The 19638-nt window shown below is 42.7% G+C and carries 16 protein-coding genes and 1 pseudogene; 12 read left to right on the forward strand and 5 right to left on the reverse strand.

Annotated features, from left to right (window positions below):
- The first annotated feature begins 101 nt into the window (after nucleotides 1–101).
- On the forward strand, nucleotides 102–296 hold the full coding sequence (locus RAM70_RS18720) for a YciI family protein (RefSeq protein WP_190380719.1): 195 nt from the start codon (nucleotides 102–104) through the stop codon (nucleotides 294–296).
- Nucleotides 297–347: 51 nt separating this feature from the next.
- On the forward strand, nucleotides 348–1901 hold the full coding sequence (locus tag RAM70_RS18725; protein WP_045359001.1) for a bifunctional pantoate--beta-alanine ligase/(d)CMP kinase: 1554 nt from the start codon (nucleotides 348–350) through the stop codon (nucleotides 1899–1901).
- A gap of 248 nt (nucleotides 1902–2149) precedes the next feature.
- On the opposite strand, the gene RAM70_RS18730 is transcribed toward RAM70_RS18725, so the two are convergent.
- Complete coding sequence (locus RAM70_RS18730; protein ID WP_045359002.1) at nucleotides 2150–2590, reverse strand: hypothetical protein; 441 nt, start codon at nucleotides 2588–2590, stop codon at nucleotides 2150–2152.
- 250 nt (nucleotides 2591–2840) lie between these two features.
- Between RAM70_RS18730 and RAM70_RS18735 the strand changes: the two genes are divergently transcribed.
- The 4 genes from RAM70_RS18735 to RAM70_RS18750 are packed head-to-tail and all read left to right on the forward strand — an operon-like array spanning nucleotide 2841 to nucleotide 6038.
- Complete coding sequence (locus RAM70_RS18735) at nucleotides 2841–3341, forward strand: type II toxin-antitoxin system VapC family toxin (protein ID WP_312675069.1); 501 nt, start codon at nucleotides 2841–2843, stop codon at nucleotides 3339–3341.
- A gap of 10 nt (nucleotides 3342–3351) precedes the next feature.
- The gene (locus RAM70_RS18740) at nucleotides 3352–5175 is read left to right on the forward strand and encodes a phosphodiester glycosidase family protein (protein WP_312675070.1); all 1824 of its coding nucleotides are present in this window, start codon (nucleotides 3352–3354) and stop codon (nucleotides 5173–5175) included.
- Between the two features lie 14 nt (nucleotides 5176–5189).
- Nucleotides 5190–5513 (forward strand): phasin family protein, encoded by a 324-nt coding sequence (locus RAM70_RS18745; RefSeq protein WP_002746237.1) that lies wholly within the window; start codon nucleotides 5190–5192, stop codon nucleotides 5511–5513.
- A 6-nt stretch (nucleotides 5514–5519) separates the two neighbouring features.
- A complete protein-coding gene (locus RAM70_RS18750) occupies nucleotides 5520–6038 on the forward strand; it encodes an FKBP-type peptidyl-prolyl cis-trans isomerase (RefSeq protein ID WP_312675072.1) in 519 nt (172 codons plus the stop codon).
- An 83-nt stretch (nucleotides 6039–6121) separates the two neighbouring features.
- Here the strand turns inward: RAM70_RS18750 and psb28 are convergent, their stop codons facing one another.
- Nucleotides 6122–6460, reverse strand: coding sequence for a photosystem II reaction center protein Psb28 (gene psb28 / locus RAM70_RS18755; RefSeq protein WP_045359008.1), 339 nt, complete (start codon nucleotides 6458–6460; stop codon nucleotides 6122–6124).
- Between the two features lie 153 nt (nucleotides 6461–6613).
- Between psb28 and RAM70_RS18760 the strand changes: the two genes are divergently transcribed.
- Nucleotides 6614–8122 (forward strand): helicase C-terminal domain-containing protein, encoded by a 1509-nt coding sequence (locus RAM70_RS18760; RefSeq protein WP_045359010.1) that lies wholly within the window; start codon nucleotides 6614–6616, stop codon nucleotides 8120–8122.
- Between the two features lie 241 nt (nucleotides 8123–8363).
- Here RAM70_RS18760 and RAM70_RS18765 read toward each other — a convergent pair whose 3' ends face one another.
- Nucleotides 8364–9911, reverse strand: a complete 1548-nt coding sequence (locus tag RAM70_RS18765; RefSeq protein ID WP_312675076.1) for an FAD-dependent oxidoreductase — start codon at nucleotides 9909–9911, stop codon at nucleotides 8364–8366.
- A gap of 153 nt (nucleotides 9912–10064) precedes the next feature.
- The gene (locus RAM70_RS18770; protein ID WP_045359012.1) at nucleotides 10065–10400 is read right to left on the reverse strand and encodes a hypothetical protein; all 336 of its coding nucleotides are present in this window, start codon (nucleotides 10398–10400) and stop codon (nucleotides 10065–10067) included.
- 176 nt (nucleotides 10401–10576) lie between these two features.
- Here RAM70_RS18770 and RAM70_RS18775 point away from each other — a divergent pair, with 176 nt between their 5' ends.
- The 3 genes from RAM70_RS18775 (at nucleotide 10577) to RAM70_RS18785 (ending at nucleotide 14703) form a co-directional block, all read left to right on the forward strand.
- Nucleotides 10577–12178 carry a 2-isopropylmalate synthase gene (locus tag RAM70_RS18775; protein WP_312675078.1) on the forward strand — a complete coding sequence of 534 codons (1602 nt, stop codon included), beginning with the start codon at nucleotides 10577–10579 and terminating at the stop codon, nucleotides 12176–12178.
- Between the two features lie 823 nt (nucleotides 12179–13001).
- Nucleotides 13002–14252, forward strand: a complete 1251-nt coding sequence (rpoD, locus tag RAM70_RS18780; RefSeq protein ID WP_312675079.1) for an RNA polymerase sigma factor RpoD — start codon at nucleotides 13002–13004, stop codon at nucleotides 14250–14252.
- A gap of 121 nt (nucleotides 14253–14373) precedes the next feature.
- Complete coding sequence (locus RAM70_RS18785) at nucleotides 14374–14703, forward strand: hypothetical protein (protein ID WP_312675080.1); 330 nt, start codon at nucleotides 14374–14376, stop codon at nucleotides 14701–14703.
- A 165-nt stretch (nucleotides 14704–14868) separates the two neighbouring features.
- Here RAM70_RS18785 and RAM70_RS18790 read toward each other — a convergent pair whose 3' ends face one another.
- Entirely contained in the window at nucleotides 14869–17316 is a 2448-nt protein-coding gene (locus RAM70_RS18790; protein WP_277874318.1) for a HEAT repeat domain-containing protein, read from the reverse strand.
- Nucleotides 17317–17704: 388 nt separating this feature from the next.
- Between RAM70_RS18790 and RAM70_RS18795 the strand changes: the two are divergent.
- Both RAM70_RS18795 and RAM70_RS18800 read left to right on the forward strand, forming a co-directional pair.
- Nucleotides 17705–18025: pseudogene (locus tag RAM70_RS18795) on the forward strand (DUF4351 domain-containing protein); the annotation flags it as partial.
- Nucleotides 18026–18097: 72 nt separating this feature from the next.
- Entirely contained in the window at nucleotides 18098–19570 is a 1473-nt protein-coding gene (locus tag RAM70_RS18800) for a BCD family MFS transporter (RefSeq protein ID WP_045359018.1), read from the forward strand.
- The last annotated feature ends 68 nt before the right edge of the window (nucleotides 19571–19638 follow it).

Consider the following 19638-nt stretch of genomic DNA (forward strand, 5'->3'; position numbering starts at 1 on the left):
CAGTCATTGTCCTGAAAAAAATTATGCCCCGGTTTGTCAAACAAGCATATATGCAGCGGTTAACCAAGTCAGTCCCGATGAAAAAATTTTCACCCCCACAGATGAAAGAGGTTTCTTTCCCTACACCCCACACCCTACACCCTACACCCTCTTTCAAGACAGGACAGGAGACAAAAACGAGTTATTGGATAGAAAGAGGCGATGGGATGTTATTATTTAAAACCGATTCCCTAGAAGCAGCCGAATCGATCATCGGGCAGCATCCCCTGATTGAAAATGGCTGTGTGGAGTATTAACTGCACGAATGGCGAATAGTAGTGGAATAGGCTATCAAAGGAGTGAACCCTGTGCAAATATTCACAACAATCCCCGGTTTACGCACTTTTTTGGCTGATTATCGCCATGATCATAGTATTGCTCTCGTGCCAACCATGGGCGCTCTCCATAAAGGTCATGCTAGTCTAATTCGGCGCGCAGTGACGGAAGCTGAGGTAACTGTGGTCAGTATTTTTGTTAATCCTCTACAATTTGGCCCTACAGAGGATTTTTCTCGCTATCCCCGCACCTTTGAAAGCGATCGCCAATTGTGTGAATCCTTGGGAGTTGCTGCTATTTTTGCTCCGAGTGCGGAAACTTTAGGAATTGGTGATTCTGAGGAGATAACCGCAGTTGTTCCCCCGATTTCTCTGACTAGCGGGTTATGTGGTGCTTTTCGTCCGGGGCATTTTCAGGGAGTAGCCACAATTGTCACGCGGTTGTTTAATATTATTGCCCCGAAGATCGCCTATTTTGGCGAAAAGGATGCCCAACAGTTAGCGATTATCCGGCAATTAGTCAGGGATTTAAATTTAGCGATCGAGATTCGCGCTTGTGCTACAGTGCGAGAAACATCGGGATTAGCAGTTAGTTCTCGCAATCAGTATCTATCGGCCACAGAAAAGGAAAAAGCGACAATTATCGCCCAAAGTTTGCAATTAGCCCTCGAAAGTTTTCGTTTAGGGGAAAGACAAAGGGAAAAACTACTGGCTATTGTGCAAAAAAATCTGGACAGAGTACCAGAATTTCGCCCTCAGTATCTGGATTTAGTCCATCCCCAGAGTTTACAACCGATCGAGCAGATCGAGACAGGGGGTTTGTTAGCGATCGCTGGATCGATCGGTCAAACCCGTTTAATTGATAATATTATCTTGCGTCAACGTCGGGCAGTTATCGCTATTGATGGGCCGGCTGGAGCGGGAAAATCGACAGTAACGCGCTTAGTAGCCGAAAAATTGGGGTTAACCTATCTCGATACCGGTGCGATGTATCGCGCGGTGACATGGTTGGTGGTGAATTCTGGTCTGGATTTGTCCGCAGAAGCGGCCATCGCCGAGTTATTATCTTTAGCGAAGATAGAAATAATTCCGGCCGATAGTCCCGAAAATGTGACTATAGTGAAGATTAACGGGCAAGATGTGACTTTAGAGATTCGCTCTCCCGCAATTACCTCGCAAGTGTCCAGAATTGCCGCTCAAAAAGCGGTGAGAGAGCAGTTAGTCACCCTGCAAAGACAGATGGGAATGTCGGGGGGAATAGTTGTCGAAGGTCGGGATATTGGTACTAATGTTTTTCCAGAAGCGGAATTAAAGATTTTCTTGACAGCGACACCCGAAGAAAGAGCGAGAAGGAGATTAAAAGACTTAGAAGCGCAGGGAAATGGGGGGATTAGTCTCGCAGAATTAACCCAAGAGATTGAAAAAAGGGATTATTTGGATAGTAATCGCTCCCTAGCACCCCTGCGAAAAGCCGCAGATGCGATCGAAGTTAATAGCGATCATCTCACTATTACAGAAGTCACGGAAAAAATCATTGCTCTTTATCATCAAGGCTCAAGCACACTCATCTTTAGGTCAAAAGAATGATCAGTACCTAGAGAGATTAGGGTTGGCTGAAAAAGTTTGTTGGTGGGGTTAGGATTCAGAAGTCAGAAGTCAGGAGATTGCTTTTATTTATTCTTCCCTTGAAGTTATTTAAGAAAGTATCCCTTTGATTGTATTAAGATTGATCGCTCTTTTATCGGCATTTACCTGGACTAACGGAAGCTATTACCCTAGCTAAAACCTTTAAATGCGGCCGATTTTCCAGCGTTTCTCCGTCATCAGTCTTCAGTTTAAAGTTGACGTTCCAGAATCGCTTCCATGGTACTGATTAGGTAGTGACGATTGAGAATACCACTGGCAAGATGGTAACTGTTGTTATTAATGCGATAAAAGGTTTCAAAACCCCCGCGCCGGCTGTCTGTTAATACCCAATGACGTTGGATAATAGTATCAGCACCGATCCAACCTTCTCCTTCGATTTGTCCTAAAATACTTTGTTGCAGCACAAAAGTATATTCTCTTTTTCCTGTTCCCAAACGACCGCGGTATTGAAAGGAAATGTCTTCTTTTTCCCCATCAGGAAAGATTAATTTACTGACTAAACTAAACCAATTGTCTTGACTCCAAGCGATTAGTAGGCGACCCTTGATCGGTATGGGCATTTTATCTCGTTCTAACCAACTTCCCTCTAATTTCCATCGTCCCGGTTCTAATAAAAAAGTGTGCGTCAATGTGATAACCCTTTCCCTGCGGATGCTAGTTTTCTATCTTTCCATATTAGCATCAGTGGTCAGGAATCAGCCTTCAGGTGCGTTATCAAAAAAAGCCGACAATTGCTATAATTTGTTATTGCCGTCGATGATCTAGCCTTTCTCGTCAAGGTGAAGCACATATCAACTATTTCAGCTACAAGAACGAACCTCATCTATTTGAGAAACGCTATAATTATATTGTTTCTGGGAAAATAGGAAAAGAAAATCAATGGAAAAACCTCTAGTTTTTTTAGATACTGATGTTTTGGCTTCTTATCTACGAGGAGATATTGCCAGTGTACATTTATTCGATCGAGAAACACTCGATCGCGTTTGTCTTGCTCTTAATGCGATCGTTTTACAAGAGTTATTATTTTTAGCAGAAGTTCGTAATCATCCTGAAATAATCGATCGGATTCAAGAAAAGGTGACTATCTTGAATTTTGATTTAGTTAAACTTGATCAATATTGGCAAAATGCTAGAGATATTCGCAATATTTTGGTAAACTCGAATGATGTTTTAATTTTAAGTATTGCCGCTAATTGTGATTATTTAGTTACCTACGATCAACAACTTAAAAAAGCCTCTAGTTATCTATATAACTCTCAACCGATGGTAGTAACACCTGAAGAATTATTAGAGGTTATCAATCGAGAAAATATAGGCCCTTCTAGCCTCTCTTGCCAAGGATATAAATCCTCAAATTTACCCTTAATCAAGGTGATTTAGGGAGATAATTATGAAGTTAAATTACCTAACTATCAAATCTATCTGTTTAACGGTAACTTCCTTGATAATTATCGGCAGTCCAGCTATATCTTTAGCTGATCATAGATCACCAATAACTTTAGCTTCTCGGGATTTATCAAACCAGCAACAGGGAAAAAAAATTATTCTTAATGGTCGTTCTTTGCCCGTTTCTTGGCGACAGTGGACAGCAGGAAATAATACCAGAATCGCCATGAGTGACACGGGAGCAGGACAATTATTCGGCATGGATTTTCTTAGCACAAATGATCCTAAAAAGCAACCGATAAACTGGTTTAATTTACAAACTTTATCGGCTAATTTAGTCGATTCCGATCGCTGGCTGGATGTTACGGATATTTTACTAACAATGGGGGCAACAACCACTATTAATGGCGATAGTTTAACTATTAACTTTCCTGCTCCCCAGATTCAAGATATTCAGCTAGAAAATTATGGAGCAGTACAAAGGATTATTATTCAACTCGATCGCCCGACCTTTTGGCAAGTTAGTCAGGCAAAAAATCAAGCAGTGATTACCCTAGAAGGAAATGCCCAACAATCGCTCATCTCTAGGTTTCAACCCAAAACTATCAGCAACAGTAACCCAAATAACGATGAAGATGATCTAGGAAACTCTAATAATAACTTACCCACTCAGATCACTTCCTTAGAAAATAATGGGGTGATCAGTCGTTTAAAAATTAACCTTCCCACTGCCTACGGATTACAGATCGGCAGTGTGGCTAATCCTTCCCGAATTATCATTGATTCTCGTCCCGATGCTATGGATGAAAAGCGCATTGTTTGGCAACCAGGGTTAATCTGGAATCAAAAATATATCCAGTTAGATCAAGATTGGTTTCCCGTGACTTGGTTAGAAATCGATCCCAGAAATCCTCAGATAACTATTAAACCAATCACCGCTAATTCCACCTCAATGCGCGGCACTAATCCCCTGATCACGATTAATAGCGAAAGTAACGCAGTAGCGATGATTAATGGCGGCTTTTTTAATCGTAATAATCAGTTACCTTTGGGGGCAATTCGTGTGGATGGCAAATGGTTATCTGGACCAATTTTAAACCGAGGAGCGATCGCATGGGATAATCGTGGTAAAATCAGGATCGATCGCCTCAGTTTAGAGGAAACCCTCATTACTGCCACCGGACAACGTTTTCCCCTAACCCAGTTAAATAGTGCTTTCCTGACAGCCGGCTGCAGTCGTTATACTCGCGATTGGGGGAGTAATTATCATCCCCTCACCGAGCGCGAAACCGGGTTAGTCGTCCAAGGCGATCGCGTGACGGAGAAATTAAATAATCTTTTGCCACAGGATAGTATAGAAATACCGGAAAATGGCTATTTAGTCATCTGCCGAAAGACAGATATTAATTTAAAGATTGGTGAGACAGTCAATCTCGATAGCGTCACCCTACCGAGGGATTTTGCTAATTATCCCCAGATTTTAGGTGCAGGTCCCCTATTATTGCAGAATGGACGCATAGTTTTAGATGGAAATGCCGAAAAATTTAGTCCGGCATTCCAAAATCAACAGGCTTCCCGCAGTGCGATCGCAGTTAACCAAGAAGGAAAAATTTTGCTAGTGGCTATCCATAATCGCGTCGGGGGAAGGGGGGCAACTTTAGGCGAATTAGCCCGAATTTTGCTGTTAATGGCGGCAACAGACGGTTTAAACCTAGATGGGGGTAGTTCCACTGGGATAGCCTTGGCGGGTTATCTGCTCGATCGCTCTGCCGTTACCGCCGCAAAAGTCCATAATGGAATAGGGATATTTTTATCCCCGTCTCCTTGACAGGTGTGAAAACAATGGATAATAGCGACTGGATTAAACAATTGCTGCTGATGGGTATTGGCACTACTTCCATGGTGGCAGAAAAGATCAAAGAAGTGAGCGATGAATTAGTAAAAGACGGTAAAATCAACTCCGATCAGGCTAAAAACTTTGTCGATGATCTGATGACACAGATGAAGTCTGAACAGGGGAGCTTCGAGAATAACTTAGAACGCTATATTCGCCAGATCTTGCAGGATTTAGGGGTTCCCCGACAATCGGAAATGGACGAACTGCGGGGAAGGATTGATAGATTAGAACGGCAGGTGAGAGACTTAGAGAATAAACTCTGGCGTTAGGGAACTATGAAATCAATGCGCGAAATCTTGCTCAGTTTTGCTATTATTGCGGTTTGTGGCTTATTTTTAATCGTTGCTTCCCTCTTTGGTGGAGGGGAAAAAACCAATGCGATCGCCGCAGAAATCGATCCACCCCCTATCACTCAAACTATTAATAAGGAAATCATCTCCATGGATTTAGATCAAGCAGTTACCACCGATTCGGGACTAAAATACATCGATATCGTGGAAGGAACCGGAGAAAGTCCCGAAAAAGGTCAAAAAGTGACTGTTCACTACACGGGAACCCTGACAGACGGCAAAAAATTCGATAGTTCCAAGGATCGCAATCAACCTTTTACCTTTACCATTGGAGTGGGTCAAGTGATCAAAGGATGGGATGAAGGAGTCGCATCGATGAAAGTCGGTGGGCAGCGTACCTTAATTATCCCCCCAGAATTGGGTTATGGTGCGCGGGGTGCCGGTGGGGTAATTCCTCCCAACGCGACTTTACTTTTCGATGTGGAATTGTTGGGAGTTAAATAGGTTTTTCCTCTGATTTTTCACCTCTACCCGCATCGATCCCGAATGCGGGTTTTTTGACAAATTGCCAGAAGCTAAGGGTAAAATCAGGAAGATTTAGTAAATTCTAGACCGTTTTCGCTACCGTAACGTTCCATAAAACGCATAAAACGATCCCACTCTGCGGGAGAATTGAAAATAACCGTAGCTTCGATCGCCGTGGGTTTACCGTTGATGAATTTGCCTTTTACTTCCCTGGTGACGATTTCTCCTTCTTCATCGACGAGATACATCCCCGTGATTTCCTCGGTTTGTTGATCTCCGAGGATAATCGGTTGCTCAAAATAAAATTTTGCCGATCCTTTCTCTCCCGTTTTAGTGCGACTTAAGCGGATATCGGGAACAACCGGTTCTTTTAACCCCCTGGAAAACTGAATTTCTGCCATTACTTTTCTTTATCCTTCTCATGAAATACACATTTCTAGATCATCTCACACCAAGTCGCAGGTAAAAAGCAGATGGGACAGCATAAACTTAAAATATCCACGGTCAACTCGCGGGAGTAGGTTTGACTACTGATAACCAATAACTGAGATGAGATGGTTTTATTAGAAGCAGCGGTTCATTCTTCTCTACGCGCTTTTTTACGCGAACAAGGGCGCTTTTACTGGTCTCATCATCTCACTATGGGGCGACTGGTGGCTAGAGCTTTACGCTTAAAACGGTCCTCTCTCATACAAACTGGAACTACTCTGTCCCGTTATTGTCTCAGTTATCTCACCCCGGCTCTTTTAGGTGATACACCTGTTCTGATTGTTGCCCCGGAGTCGGAAGTAAACCTACTATTGGAAGTGGAAATCCCCCGTCTGCAAGCATGGTTACAAACTCAGCGAGATATCCTCAAAAGCGATCGCTTTCCCGCTAATTTTACCGGTTTACTCCTCACCACACCCCAACAATGGTTAGAGGATAAATTGGGCAATCTCGGCCATTTTCCCCAGAATATCGCCACTATAATCGATCGAGCCGAAGATTTAGAAACTTGTCTAGTAGATTATCTCACCGTCACCATTACTCCCGAACAATGGTCTGCTTTAGGGTCAGCATATCCCCAGCATAGAGAGGTTATAAACTTAATTAAAGCACAACTTAGCCAAAGTATTCTTGGTCATCCCATTAATCCCTATAATTGCTATCTTATTGATGCCAAGGAAAAAGAATATATAATTGCCCTGCTGCAACGCTTGGATCAAGACTTAGCCACTGATTCTGCTTGGCAACTTTTAGCGGCAAAAATCACCGAGCATAATTATCTCCTCTGGACATCCGTAGATCGAGATCGAGAAGAATTTACCCTAAAAATCAGTCCTTTGGAGGTGGCTAGTTTTTTCAAACCGATTTGGCAGCAGCAACCCTTTGTTTTAATCGGCAGTTTTTTAGATAGCGAAAAATCCGCTAATTTATACCGTCAAAATCAGGGTATCGGAGAAATTTTAACTCTAAAGTTTGCAGCCGATCGCGAAAGTGAATATATTCATTTATATCTACCCGATCGCATCAGCGCCCCCAATACGCCCGAATTTCAACCGATGTTATTAAAGCAAGTGCGGGAATTAGTTAGTGCTAATCATACCAGTGAACAACCGATCGTGATCCTGATTGAAGATGTTCCCCTCAAGGCACAAATTGCCACCCAAATCGCAGCCGATTACGGTTCGCGAGTGCAAGTGGAAAAAACTGAGATTAATAATAATACTATTCTGGTGTGTGGTTGGCAATTCTGGCAAACCCATCAAGAAAAATTTATCACTCCCAGTTTATTAATTATCGCTACTTTACCCTTACCCTCCCCCGAAAATCCTCTCGTTGCTGGCAAAATTGCCTACTATAAACGACAACATCTCGACTGGTTTCGTGCCTATCTTTTACCCACAGCAGTGAGGGAAATTCAGAAATCTGTTCAGTCTCTCCGGGAGTGTCAAGGTTGTGTGGCTGTTCTTGATAATCGTGTCAATGCTCGCAGTTATGGCCGACAAATTCTCTCCGCTTTAGAACCCTATGCTAAAGTTAATTATCTCGATCAACAATTTTTTCAAGATAAAGATTAAATCAGTTATCAGTTATCAGTTATCAGTTATCAGATGGGGTGCATCTCAATTTTGTAGAAATATCTATATTACATTTGGGCGCACGCAGTGCGCCCCTACCATTGACGCGATAATATTATTGTAGGGGCGAATTGCATTCGCCCTCTTGGAATAACTTCTGCTGATCACCAATATGTGAGAGAATGTCACCAATAAGAGATGCACCCTATCAGTAATCAGTTCACTGTTTACTGATCACTGATCACTGATTACTGATAAAATCTCCCCCAGAGCCATATTTCCAACTATCCAAATAACGATGATAAAGATATTTTTGCTTGTCGGGTAACTTTTCTAAAACAGGTTTTAAGCTGGTTGCTAAGGGATATAAACCACTATACAAAGCTAAATTAAAATAATGTCCCGTCCAATCGATAAAAGGACTGATACCCACTTGCGGAATCATCGGTAAAACTAATTGAGGATTAACCAAAGGCAAAGTTTTTGAAAGCGAAGAAAACTGCACCACATCCTGTAAAAACGGTTTTAAGACCTCATCTCCCAACTTATCCATTACCCGAAAAACTCCACTCATTAAGTCATTAATTTGATTGGGATTAGGGTTAGCAGACATCGGGACACTCATGGTTTTTTGAAATAGCCACGTTACCGATATATTAGGTTGATAGGGTTGTAAAAGTGCTAAATCTTCTCGGTTTAAAGCATCGATTTGTAAAGCTTCCTCGATGGCGAAAGTTAGCCTTTTTAAATGTCTGACCATTGCCCCAAAACCACCAAAACTTACCGGAGATTGACTACCGCTACTATCTCCCACTGCCAGAATTCTTGACCAAGGCATTTTTAAAGGACTTTGACGATAGGCAGGGAAAAAACCCGCTAGAAAACGCTGAAATTTTACCGCTTCTAAATCTACCTTTTGATACTCTGGCAGTAATCTTAAATACTCCTCCATCAAAAATTCTAAACTAAAGCGATCGGGATGGGTATCAAGATAGGTAAATAAATAAGTTGTCCGACCATCCCTAGCGGGAAATGCTTCCCAAAAGTATTGACATTGGTGCAAGATTGGGGTAAAAGAATAAATCAAATCACCAGTTTCATTACTGGGAAAACCCTGACCGCAACTACCCACCACTAAACAAACTCCATCGGGTTTTTCTCCTTTTCTTGCCTGTTTTGCAATTGGCGAAAAATGACCCATGGCATCGATTAATAAACGGGTTTTTAAAGTTACTTCTCCCGTTTTAACCATTACTCCATCGGGATGAATAATTGCCCCGCTAAACCCCGAATTTTCTAATAACTTTCCTCCCGCTTGCAAAAACTTAGTTTTTAAAGTCTCTAGCAAATAAACCGGATCAACACCGATATTTAAAATATCTCTGACCCAAAGCTCATAACCTTGATAAAATCCCACCCTAGCAGGATTATATTCCGTAGCTATCGCTTGATTTAATTCAGCTTCGGTCAATAAATCTAACTCTAAAAAACTGCTTAATTCTAAACGGGAAATATTCCACTCCTGCTCACGACCGCGCAGAATACCTCTTTCTAATAATGCCACACGCCAGCCCCTAGTTTGCAAAGCAGCCCCGATGAAAATTCCCAAAGTTCCCCCGGCAATAACTAGATCAAAATCCGTCTCTCCTAAAGATTCTTGACTTTGATTAATTACCGCAGGAATAAGCGGATTTTCTAAACGCAAAGCTTGCCAAGCTCGATCGCTGGCTCGCAATTGTTGTAAACTCTGAGAAGATACTCGATCGAGTAAAGATGCAACTAAAGACATAATCTTATATCAGTTATCAGTTATCAGATGTGAGTTTTCAGTTATCAGTTCACTGTTTACTTATCACTGAAAAAAACTCCCTTCTAGCCGTTTCCTAACAGTAGAGACTGGCCACCGCACCATTAATATCACTGCTATACCCAGAGGAGAAAACTATTTAGATTGGAAAAACTTTTTCCCTTCTTCAAAGAGTTTATTAATATCCTTGAGAGAAACTCCGAAAATCGCTAAAACTCCCGTAAAGACTAATAAAAAACCGATAAAACTATTCCGATCATAGAGAAATAAACCCACTAAAACGATAAAATAGGGAGAGAGAATTTTACTAATATTTTCAACTACAGTAACCACCTCTGGAGTAGGAGTCTCAACAAGATTAATATCGGTTTTATCCTGATCCGGTTCGAGATTTTGCTTAATTGAAAACATCACTTCCTGTAGGTCTTTTACCTCCGGTGGGTTCGGTTCCTTCCCTGGTTTGCCAAACATTGTTAAATCCCTCGCCAATTTATCTATATTCTCTATGGTAGCCAAAAAGAGGGCAAGCGGGAAAAGCGCAAGCAGGTCGAGAAATTCTCAGGGCAATTTTCCCTAATAACCCCCTCGGCCTGGGCTGCTATAATCAGAGGAACAACTCCCAAGTTCGTTAACGGTACAAAAAAACTATGAATACCAGTCCAGACCGTGTGATTATCTTCGATACCACCCTTCGAGATGGGGAACAGTCCCCGGGTGCCGCTTTAAATGTGGATGAGAAGCTAACCATAGCCCGCGCACTGGCAAGACTGGGAGTTGATGTCATTGAAGCGGGTTTTCCCCACGCTAGTCCGGGGGACTTTGAAGCTGTACAGAAAATTGCCGCCAGCGTCGGCAGCGAAGCTGATAGCCCGATTATTTGCGGATTAGCCCGCACTACTCAAAAAGATATCAAATCAGCAGCCGATGCGCTCAGACCCGCCGCCAAGCCCAGAATTCACACCTTCCTAGCCACATCCGATATCCACCTCCAATACAAACTTAAGAAGACCCGTCAGGAAGTTCTTGAGATTGTGCCGGAAATGGTGGCCTATGCCAAATCCTTCGTTGATGATGTGGAATTTTCCCCCGAAGATGCCGGCCGCAGCGATCCGGAATTCCTCTATCAAGTCCTCGAAAGAGCGATCGCCGCAGGAGCTACCACCGTTAATATTCCCGATACCGTCGGTTACACCACCCCCAGCGAATTTGGGGCTTTAATCCGGGGAATTAAGGAAAATGTCCCCAATATCGACCAAGCGATTATCTCCGTCCATGGTCACGACGATTTAGGGTTAGCGGTGGCTAATTTCCTCGAAGCGGTTAAAAATGGCGCTCGACAGTTGGAATGTACTATTAACGGTATCGGTGAGCGCGCCGGTAATGCTTCCCTAGAAGAATTGGTGATGGCCCTTCATGTCCGGCGCTCCTATTTTAATCCTTTCCTCGGTCGTCCAGCAGAGTCCACGGAACCTTTAACCAAGATCAACACCAAGGAAATCTATCGCACTTCTCGCCTAGTTTCTAATCTTACCGGCATGATCGTGCAACCGAATAAGGCGATCGTCGGTGCTAACGCTTTCGCACACGAGTCGGGAATCCATCAGGACGGGGTGTTAAAACATAAACTCACCTATGAGATTATGGATGCAGAATCGATCGGTTTAACCCATAATCAGATCGTCCTCGGTAAACTCTCCGGCCGCAACGCTTTTCGCTCTCGTTTACAGGAATTGGGTTTTGAGCTTTCGGAAACGGAACTTAATAACGCTTTCATCCAGTTTAAGGAAATGGCTGATCGCAAAAAGGAAATCACCGATCGCGATCTGGAAGCGATTGTTAACGATGAAATCGATACGGTTCCCGATCACTTCCGCCTTGAGCTAGTACAAGTGTCCTGTGGTAATAGCGCCCGGCCCACGGCCACGGTAACGATTCGCACTCCCGACGGTAGCGAGTTATCCGATGCGGCCATTGGTACAGGCCCAGTGGATGCTCTCTGCAAAGCGATCGATCGAGTGGTGAAGATTCCGAACGAATTAATCTCTTTCTCGGTGCGGGAAGTTACCGAGGGAATCGATGCTTTGGGAGAAGTGACTATCCGTCTCCGTTACGAAGGACGCACCTATTCTGCTCGCGCGGCCGATACCGATATTATTGTCGCCTCCGCTCGCGCCTACGTCAGCGCCTTAAACCGTCTCCATGTCGCACTGCAGCAGAAGGAAAAAACCCCAGAAATGCTACAAGTCTAGATAGGGTTTGCTGAACAAGTTGGTCGGTGGGGTTAGAAGTCAGGATTCAGGAGTCAGGAGTCAGTAGCCGGTCGTCAGGAGTCAGGAGTCAGGAGACAGGAGACTATTTTTATTTATTCTCCCCACACCCCACACCCCACACCCCACACCCCACACCCCACTTCCCCATCTCCCCATCTCCCCATCTCCCCATCTCCCCATCTCCCCACACCCCACACCCCACACCCCACACCCCACACCCCACACCCCACACCCCACGTCGCTGTTGGAGAAAATCTTAAATTTGTCTCGCAAATTTCTAAAATGTTGCTAAGTTAATAGTATGAGCTTGCACCCTAATTATCATGGTGCAAGTGTACTAAAACAAGATTCCCCTAAAAGCAATGAGGGATAAAATTTATCCGCAAGAATCCGATCAAATTAAATACAATAGCTAAGGACCAAAGGAATTAGCAAGGGCCAATAGGGATGCTGTTCCCCTTGCCAATGGGAACAGTTGACCCGTTCAATAATTCCTTTGATTGTTAGCTATCTGGTCAACACCGCAGACAAACCGGTGATCGGATTTCAGTCCTCCAGCCATTTAGCCAATTTTTGCAGGAGCCAGATTATGAGTTGACCGAGCTAAAACAGCATTCCGTGTCGCTAAAATCGCATCGACACAAGGAAATTTAAGCAAAAATCTTCTCCCATTTGTTGTAATTAAAGCTACAATCGGAAAAGTCTTTGCCCGTCTCGGATTTGAGACACAAATTCGTTCAGTATCACCTAGATTGAGATTCGATCTTCTAGTTTTGCACAGAAGGAGCAAGAGGAAAACGGCATGACGCAGGCCCACAATGTACTAACCCTTACCGAGCCGCCATTGAATTTAGATTTGATTGACCTAGACGAAGACTTCGATGATGAGGATATCGAGTTAGAGCTAGAAGAAGTCAGCGATAGCAACGATGGCAAAAAAACCCGCCGCCTTGCCAGCGCTCGTCGTCGCGACGCCGCTAGAAAAAAACCCTATACAGAAGATTCGATTCGGATTTATCTGCAAGAGATCGGCAGGATTCGGTTATTGAGAGCGGAAGAGGAGATCGAATTAGCGAGAAAAATCGCCGATCTACTGAAATTAGAACGCATTCGCGAGGACTTTCGCCTCTATAGCGATGCCGAATGGGGAAAACAGGTTTTCTTGTTCGAGCGCATCGAAAAAATTATCGCCGAAAAATCGGAAAAAGACCCGAAATTATCGGATATTAAGGCTTATTTAGCTAAGACGGAGCTAATGGCTCCCATGGTGGAAGAATGGCTGGCGAAATCAAAGGAATACTTATCGGCCTTTAAGCGTCGTTTGTACCATGGTCGTCGCGCTAAGGAAAAAATGGTACAATCGAACCTGCGTTTAGTGGTTTCGATCGCCAAGAAATACATGAATCGCGGTCTTTCCTTCCAAGATTTAATTCAAGAAGGTTCCCTCGGTTTGATCCGCGCCGCCGAAAAATTCGACCACGAAAAGGGTTATAAATTCTCCACCTATGCCACTTGGTGGATTCGTCAAGCCATCACCCGGGCGATCGCCGATCAATCCCGCACCATTCGACTCCCCGTCCACCTCTACGAAACCATCTCCCGGATCAAAAAAACCACCAAGATTCTTTCTCAGGAAATGCGTCGCAAACCCACCGAGGAAGAAATCGCCACCAAGATGGAGATGACCATCGAAAAACTGCGTTTTATTGCCAAATCTGCCCAATTACCGATTTCTCTAGAGACTCCTATCGGTAAAGAAGAAGATTCCCGTTTAGGAGACTTTATCGAAGCGGATGGGGAAACCCCAGAAGATGAAGTTTCTAAAAATTTGTTACGCGAGGATTTAGAAAACGTCCTCGATACCCTTAGTCCTCGCGAACGCGATGTGCTGCGGCTGCGCTACGGTTTAGATGACGGCCGGATGAAAACACTCGAAGAAATCGGCCAGATTTTCAACGTCACTCGCGAGCGCATTCGTCAAATAGAAGCCAAGGCCCTGCGGAAACTGCGTCACCCTAACCGTAATAGTATCCTCAAAGAGTACATTCGTTAATTTCCCGTCCTTAAAAAACTAGAAACTGAGTCTCCTTGAGGCTCAGTTTTATTGTTATCTACACTTTCCTCGATCGAATTTATTATGATATGAATTAACAATAGTTATATCTACTAAAAAAGTGTCAGAAACTCCAAAAATACAGATGAATTTTAACGCGCCGGTGACAGGAGTGGCGGGTAATGTGGAAGGCGATATGATCGTCAATCCCCAACCGAAAACCCCAGCCGAATCCGCCCGGGAAATTCAGGATTTATTAACCCAGCTTCAAGCCACAAATCCGACAGCGAGCGAAGCGGAATTAGTGCGGCAGGTGATTAGAAATAATCCCACGCTTAAAGCCAGATTAATTAACGCGATTAAACAGGGTGGAACTGAAGCTTTAAAGGTCTTTTTTCCCGTGATTAGTATTCCGATAGAAACGATTCGGGGATTTCTAGAAGTCGAATAATTTAATCCAAGTTGCTAGTTATAATCATCGCCGTTCCGATCCCCCTAAATCCCCCTTAAAAAGGGGGACTTTGAGTCTGGTTCTCCCCTTTTTTTTCAAGAGGGGGCAGGGGGGAGCAAACCTAGAAATCATAGACAAAATTTGTAACTAGCAACTTACGTTAATTTACTCTTTTCCTTCCTTGTGATTGATCAGGTTTCCTTGAACATTGCCAGCGACTGTGTCAACTGGTGCATTAAAGTTAAAGTTTTGAATTATTTGGGGAGAGGTGGAAGATTGAGGAGTTTCCGATAATGATGCTTTTTCTATAGAAGATTTTTTCTCGGAGTCGGTAGGCAGGGACATCGGTTCGAGAGAATATTGTTTGGTTTTGCCTTGAATTGAAGTTTTAATATCGATTAAATCATAAAGTGTATTAATTGATATTGTTTCAAGTTTTTTTTGATAAAGTGAACCCAAGATTTTGGTAGTGGCATTATTTTTTAAAATATTGACAGCGTCGAAACGAACTGAATTATCTTGATCGTCGATAGCTTGCAATAGTAGAGATAATACATTTTCTATAGAAAAATTTTTTGATTGTAAAACCGCACTCTGTCTAATTTCTTCATCAGGGCTATTTATAGCATCATACAAATCTTCAATCGATTCGTATAGTGTAATATCCCTACCAAACAAAACTCTCGTAAACGGTCCGTAAAATTTAACTCTTTCAAAAGAAGGTATCTTATTGTATAAAGGATGGTGTCCGTCGAGATAGGGTTTATAGTGAATAGGAAAGTTTAGACCTTGCTCGTCACAATAATCTTTCAGTTTGTACAATGTATCAATGTTAGTAATGTTTTTTATTACATATCCTATTCTCTGGATCAAAAAGCCATCTTTTTCTCCATCTATTAAATCGAGTAAAGCTGATATTAATTTAGGATCATTTAAAATTTCAAATATATCAATAATTTTAAATTTTATCGCTAACGAAGCAATTTTAAAAATATTTATTAAAGATGGGATATCTTGGGAATGCGAAATTTGCTCTAGGATGGCTGCCGATTCAAGACAAACTCTAGTTTCTTGATCTTTTAGTAGGTCAATCAGTGTTTCTCTTGATTTTTCCGAAGAAATATTTCCTAAAGCCCTCACGATGGCGATCTTTTCATCTAACGATACAGATTCTAAATTTTTACATAAAATATTGTGTGCTTTCTCTGAACCCGTTTTTCCCAACAAGTACAATCTATATAAAGGAGAAACCGGTAACTCCGCTACCCATTGAACCGTTTCCTCCTGCCATAACGGATTAACCTCCCCCGCTAACCTTGCTCCTAAACCTAAATCTACCGCTAACGCCAACCTAACGACCCGTAACGCCTGTTCTTTATCCTTTAGTAACCCCAACATCAGCGCGATGGGTTCTGTCCACTTGAGATAGTTGAGATAGCGCCACTGTAAATCCCTGTCGTTCAACTTCTGCAACTGTTGTAATAAATACTCGGCGGCATAGTATTCCTGTATTAGTTGGTGATGAAACTCGATACTGTCTTCGTCTAGCTTTTGGATGAGATGATGATTTTCTAAATCACTCAACCAGAGACACTGACGAGTAGTAGAATAGTCATTTTCGTTATTTTCTTGTAAAAATTCTCCGATAATACTTTTAGCCTCTCTGATTCCAATCGCTGGCTTATCTTTACGCTTAGTCATTTCAAAGGCCAGATATTCCAGAGATTCCGACCATAATAGCTTAGAATCAGCTAGAGTTGTAACGTCCGCTTTGCTCTGCTTGTAATGCTGGCGAGTAAACCGCCTAAAAGTCTCTCCTAAATTATCGGGAATTTTCTCGTTCTCATCGTAGACGAAACATAGCATCAACAAAAATAAGGGCGTTTCCCCTAACTTTTTTAATCGTTCATTATTCAACTGATTTAATAGTTTTTCTCCTTTGTCTTCTAGATATCCTCGGACAAACGATCTCATCCTTCCTTCGGTTAGTGGTTGCATCGTTAACTGTTTCTCGATTCCTAAATTTCCCCATATCCCTAAGTCTCGTGTGGTAAAAACCATCGGCACTTTTGGATGAGCGTCTCTAAACACTTTTACCTCTTTAGTCGCCTCCTCGGAAGGTAATTCATTAACTCCATCGAGCATTACAAACAATCGATTATCGAATAACAGTCTATCGATCTCTGAAGCTTTCAAATAAATCTTATGGCTTTTCAAAAAGTTATTAATCAGGGCAATTGTTGAAGTTTTGTGCGATCGCAATTTGATCAAAACCGGAATTCGGGTTTCATCTCTTTTTCCTGCTTCCTCGAACAATAACCGCACCAAAGCCGTCGATTTCCCTGATCCCGGTTTCCCCTGTAGCAACACATGATCGTCCGAATCGTCCGAATCAAGGCTATATTTCCGTAATCCCGCTAAAATCTCTAACCTTTGGGGTTGTTTATCCTTTTTCCCCAGAAATGTCTCATCTGGAACCGTCTCCACTTGTAAATCCTCTAGTGGAGAGGAATTACTAAACCAATCATTTTTAACACGAATAATCGTGTCAACTTGCCACCATTTTTGATAGCTCTTTTGAATCGAATCGAAATAGAGTTGCCAGTTTACCATAAAGACTGGTGTGGGAAGATATTTCTAGAATAGCTCAACTTTTTCCCCTATGGGTGTATCGATGAGAATATTCCTGTGCAATCGTTCGAGAAAATTCGCCAGTTTTTACCCTGTTAAATGCCATCAGAAAAAAAACAAAATTATTTATAGCAGTTTTCATCAGAATGAGGCATGGGCAAGGGGCTTAAACCCTTTGTTGACAAAACTTGTCGATACCTCAGTAACGCGAAAAGCGCTATATTAACATAAAAGGCTTTAATATTGACAGGAAATATTTCATTGATTAGAATAAATAAATATATGATAACATCTGTAAGTTTCTCCACCAAAATTATAGTCGTGACTTCGCCCAATGGTTATTGGTAGAACCCCTCTCCCTCACCCAATCGCTACAGCAATTCTGGCGGGTTTAGTATTAAGTAAAGAAATAATCAGAAGCTTATTAAGGGAAGAAATTATGCGCGAATCAGTCATTTATCAGGATATCCGGGAAAGTGGAAAAGCACAAGGAAGAGAGGAAGGAAGACGAGAAGAAGCGGTTTCTTTGATTCTACGGCTACTTAACCGTCGTTTAGGTGAAATATCCTCGACTTTAAGCCAACAAATCCAAGAACTATCTCTAGAACAATTAGAAACTTTAGGAGAAGCGCTGCTCGATTTTACCAGCTTGACAGATCTGACCACTTGGTTATCGGAGATAGAAACTTAAATCCCCAGAAGATGTCTGCTCGTCCTGCGTTAAATTTTTAAATACTGGCTTTTTTCCCGTATTGATTTAACCATGGCTACCAGCGATATCTCCAATTCTACTCACTCATCCCCAAAACCCCGGCCAAAACTGGGACTTTTCACCATGTTTCGCTTAGGACTCTTTCAGATGGGACTAGGTATTATGTCCCTGCTGACTTTGGGGGTTCTCAATCGGATTATGATCGATGAGTTAAAAGTTTTACCCTTTCTCGCCGCAGCTGCGATCGCTATGCACCAGTTTGTTAGTCCAGCACGCATCTGGTTTGGGCAAAGATCCGACGGTAAAACTATTTTTGGTCATCATCGCAGCGGTTATGTCTGGATTGGGGCGGCAGTTTTTACCGCTTTAGCTTTTATTGCTTTGCAGGTAGTCTGGCAATTGGGACTTAGTATTCAAACTTCGGGATGGAATACCGTTTCCTACGCTTGGATTGCCCTCTTAGCCTTAATTTTCGCCCTCTACGGACTCGCTTTAAGTGCCAGTTCCACCCCTTTTTCCGCCCTCTTGGTGGATGTGTCCGATGAAGATAATCGATCGCAATTAGTTGGTATAGTTTGGTCAATGCTGATGGTGGGAATCGTCGTCGGGGCGATCGTTAGTTCTCGTTTGCTGGATACTCCCAATATCTGCGGTACAGATATTTTGACCTATGATCCGACTCAATCAGCCCCTATAGCCAATATTCCGCAACTACAGGCGACAATTAACCCCGTGTTCACGATTATGCCCGCTATCGTTTTCGGTCTCTGTATTTTAGCGACTTTTGGCGTAGAAAAAAAATATTCTCGTTTTAGTAGTCGGTCCACTCTTGTGCAAAGAGAGGATCAAATTACCTTTAAAGATGCCCTACAAGTTCTCACCGCTAGTCGGCAAACCGGTTTATTTTTCACCTTCCTGCTGATGATGACTTTGAGTTTATTTATGCAGGATGCAATTATGGAACCGTTTGGTGGCGAGGTTTTTGGGATGTGTATCGCCCAAACCACCCAATTAAACGCTTTTTGGGGAACTGGAACCCTTTTTGGTATTGCCGCCACGGGATTTATGCTCATTCCCCGCATCGGTAAACAAAAAACCACTAAATATGGCTGTATTTTTGCAACAATTTGTTTTATTCTCTTGATTTTTGCTGGCTTTTCTGCTAATCAAAGTTTATTAAAATCAAGCTTGCTCTTTTTCGGTTTAGCTTCGGGAATGATTACCGCCGGCGCTACCAGTTTAATGTTAGATTTAACCGCCGCCGAAACCGCGGGAACTTTTATCGGCGCTTGGGGATTATCACAAGCGATCGCACGGGGATTAGCCACGGTTTTGGGCGGTACGATTTTAAATATCGGTAAAGTTATCTTTTCTAGTCCAGTTTTAGCCTATAGCTTAGTTTTCCTCCTGCAAGCATTAGGAATGATCCTGGCAGTTTGGTTATTAAGTCGCGTTGATGTCAAGGAATTTAAGGAAAATGCCCGAGCAGCGATCGCAACTGTCATCAAAGGAGAGATCGACTAGCAAAAGCAAGCAAAAGTGAGAGAACAGGAGAATTAGCCCGATTGGGGGAAGTTGGTTAGCCGCTTTTT

The sequence above is a fragment of the Microcystis wesenbergii NRERC-220 genome, from assembly GCF_032027425.1.
Taxonomy (GTDB): domain Bacteria; phylum Cyanobacteriota; class Cyanobacteriia; order Cyanobacteriales; family Microcystaceae; genus Microcystis; species Microcystis wesenbergii_A.

Bases quoted from the DNA above. Each gene is read 5' to 3' on its own strand.
- RAM70_RS18720 (WP_190380719.1), top strand. From the start codon at position 102: ATGAAAGAGGTTTCTTTCCCTACACCCCACACCCTACACCCTACACCC.
- RAM70_RS18735 (WP_312675069.1), top strand. From the start codon at position 2,841: ATGGAAAAACCTCTAGTTTTTTTAGATACTGATGTTTTGGCTTCTTAT.
- RAM70_RS18740 (WP_312675070.1), top strand. From the start codon at position 3,352: ATGAAGTTAAATTACCTAACTATCAAATCTATCTGTTTAACGGTAACT.
- RAM70_RS18745 (WP_002746237.1), top strand. From the start codon at position 5,190: ATGGATAATAGCGACTGGATTAAACAATTGCTGCTGATGGGTATTGGC.
- RAM70_RS18750 (WP_312675072.1), top strand. From the start codon at position 5,520: ATGAAATCAATGCGCGAAATCTTGCTCAGTTTTGCTATTATTGCGGTT.
- psb28 (WP_045359008.1), bottom strand. From the start codon at position 6,460: ATGGCAGAAATTCAGTTTTCCAGGGGGTTAAAAGAACCGGTTGTTCCC.
- RAM70_RS18760 (WP_045359010.1), top strand. From the start codon at position 6,614: ATGGTTTTATTAGAAGCAGCGGTTCATTCTTCTCTACGCGCTTTTTTA.
- RAM70_RS18765 (WP_312675076.1), bottom strand. From the start codon at position 9,911: ATGTCTTTAGTTGCATCTTTACTCGATCGAGTATCTTCTCAGAGTTTA.
- RAM70_RS18770 (WP_045359012.1), bottom strand. From the start codon at position 10,400: ATGTTTGGCAAACCAGGGAAGGAACCGAACCCACCGGAGGTAAAAGAC.
- RAM70_RS18775 (WP_312675078.1), top strand. From the start codon at position 10,577: ATGAATACCAGTCCAGACCGTGTGATTATCTTCGATACCACCCTTCGA.
- rpoD (WP_312675079.1), top strand. From the start codon at position 13,002: ATGACGCAGGCCCACAATGTACTAACCCTTACCGAGCCGCCATTGAAT.
- RAM70_RS18790 (WP_277874318.1), bottom strand. From the start codon at position 17,316: ATGGTAAACTGGCAACTCTATTTCGATTCGATTCAAAAGAGCTATCAA.
- RAM70_RS18800 (WP_045359018.1), top strand. From the start codon at position 18,098: ATGGCTACCAGCGATATCTCCAATTCTACTCACTCATCCCCAAAACCC.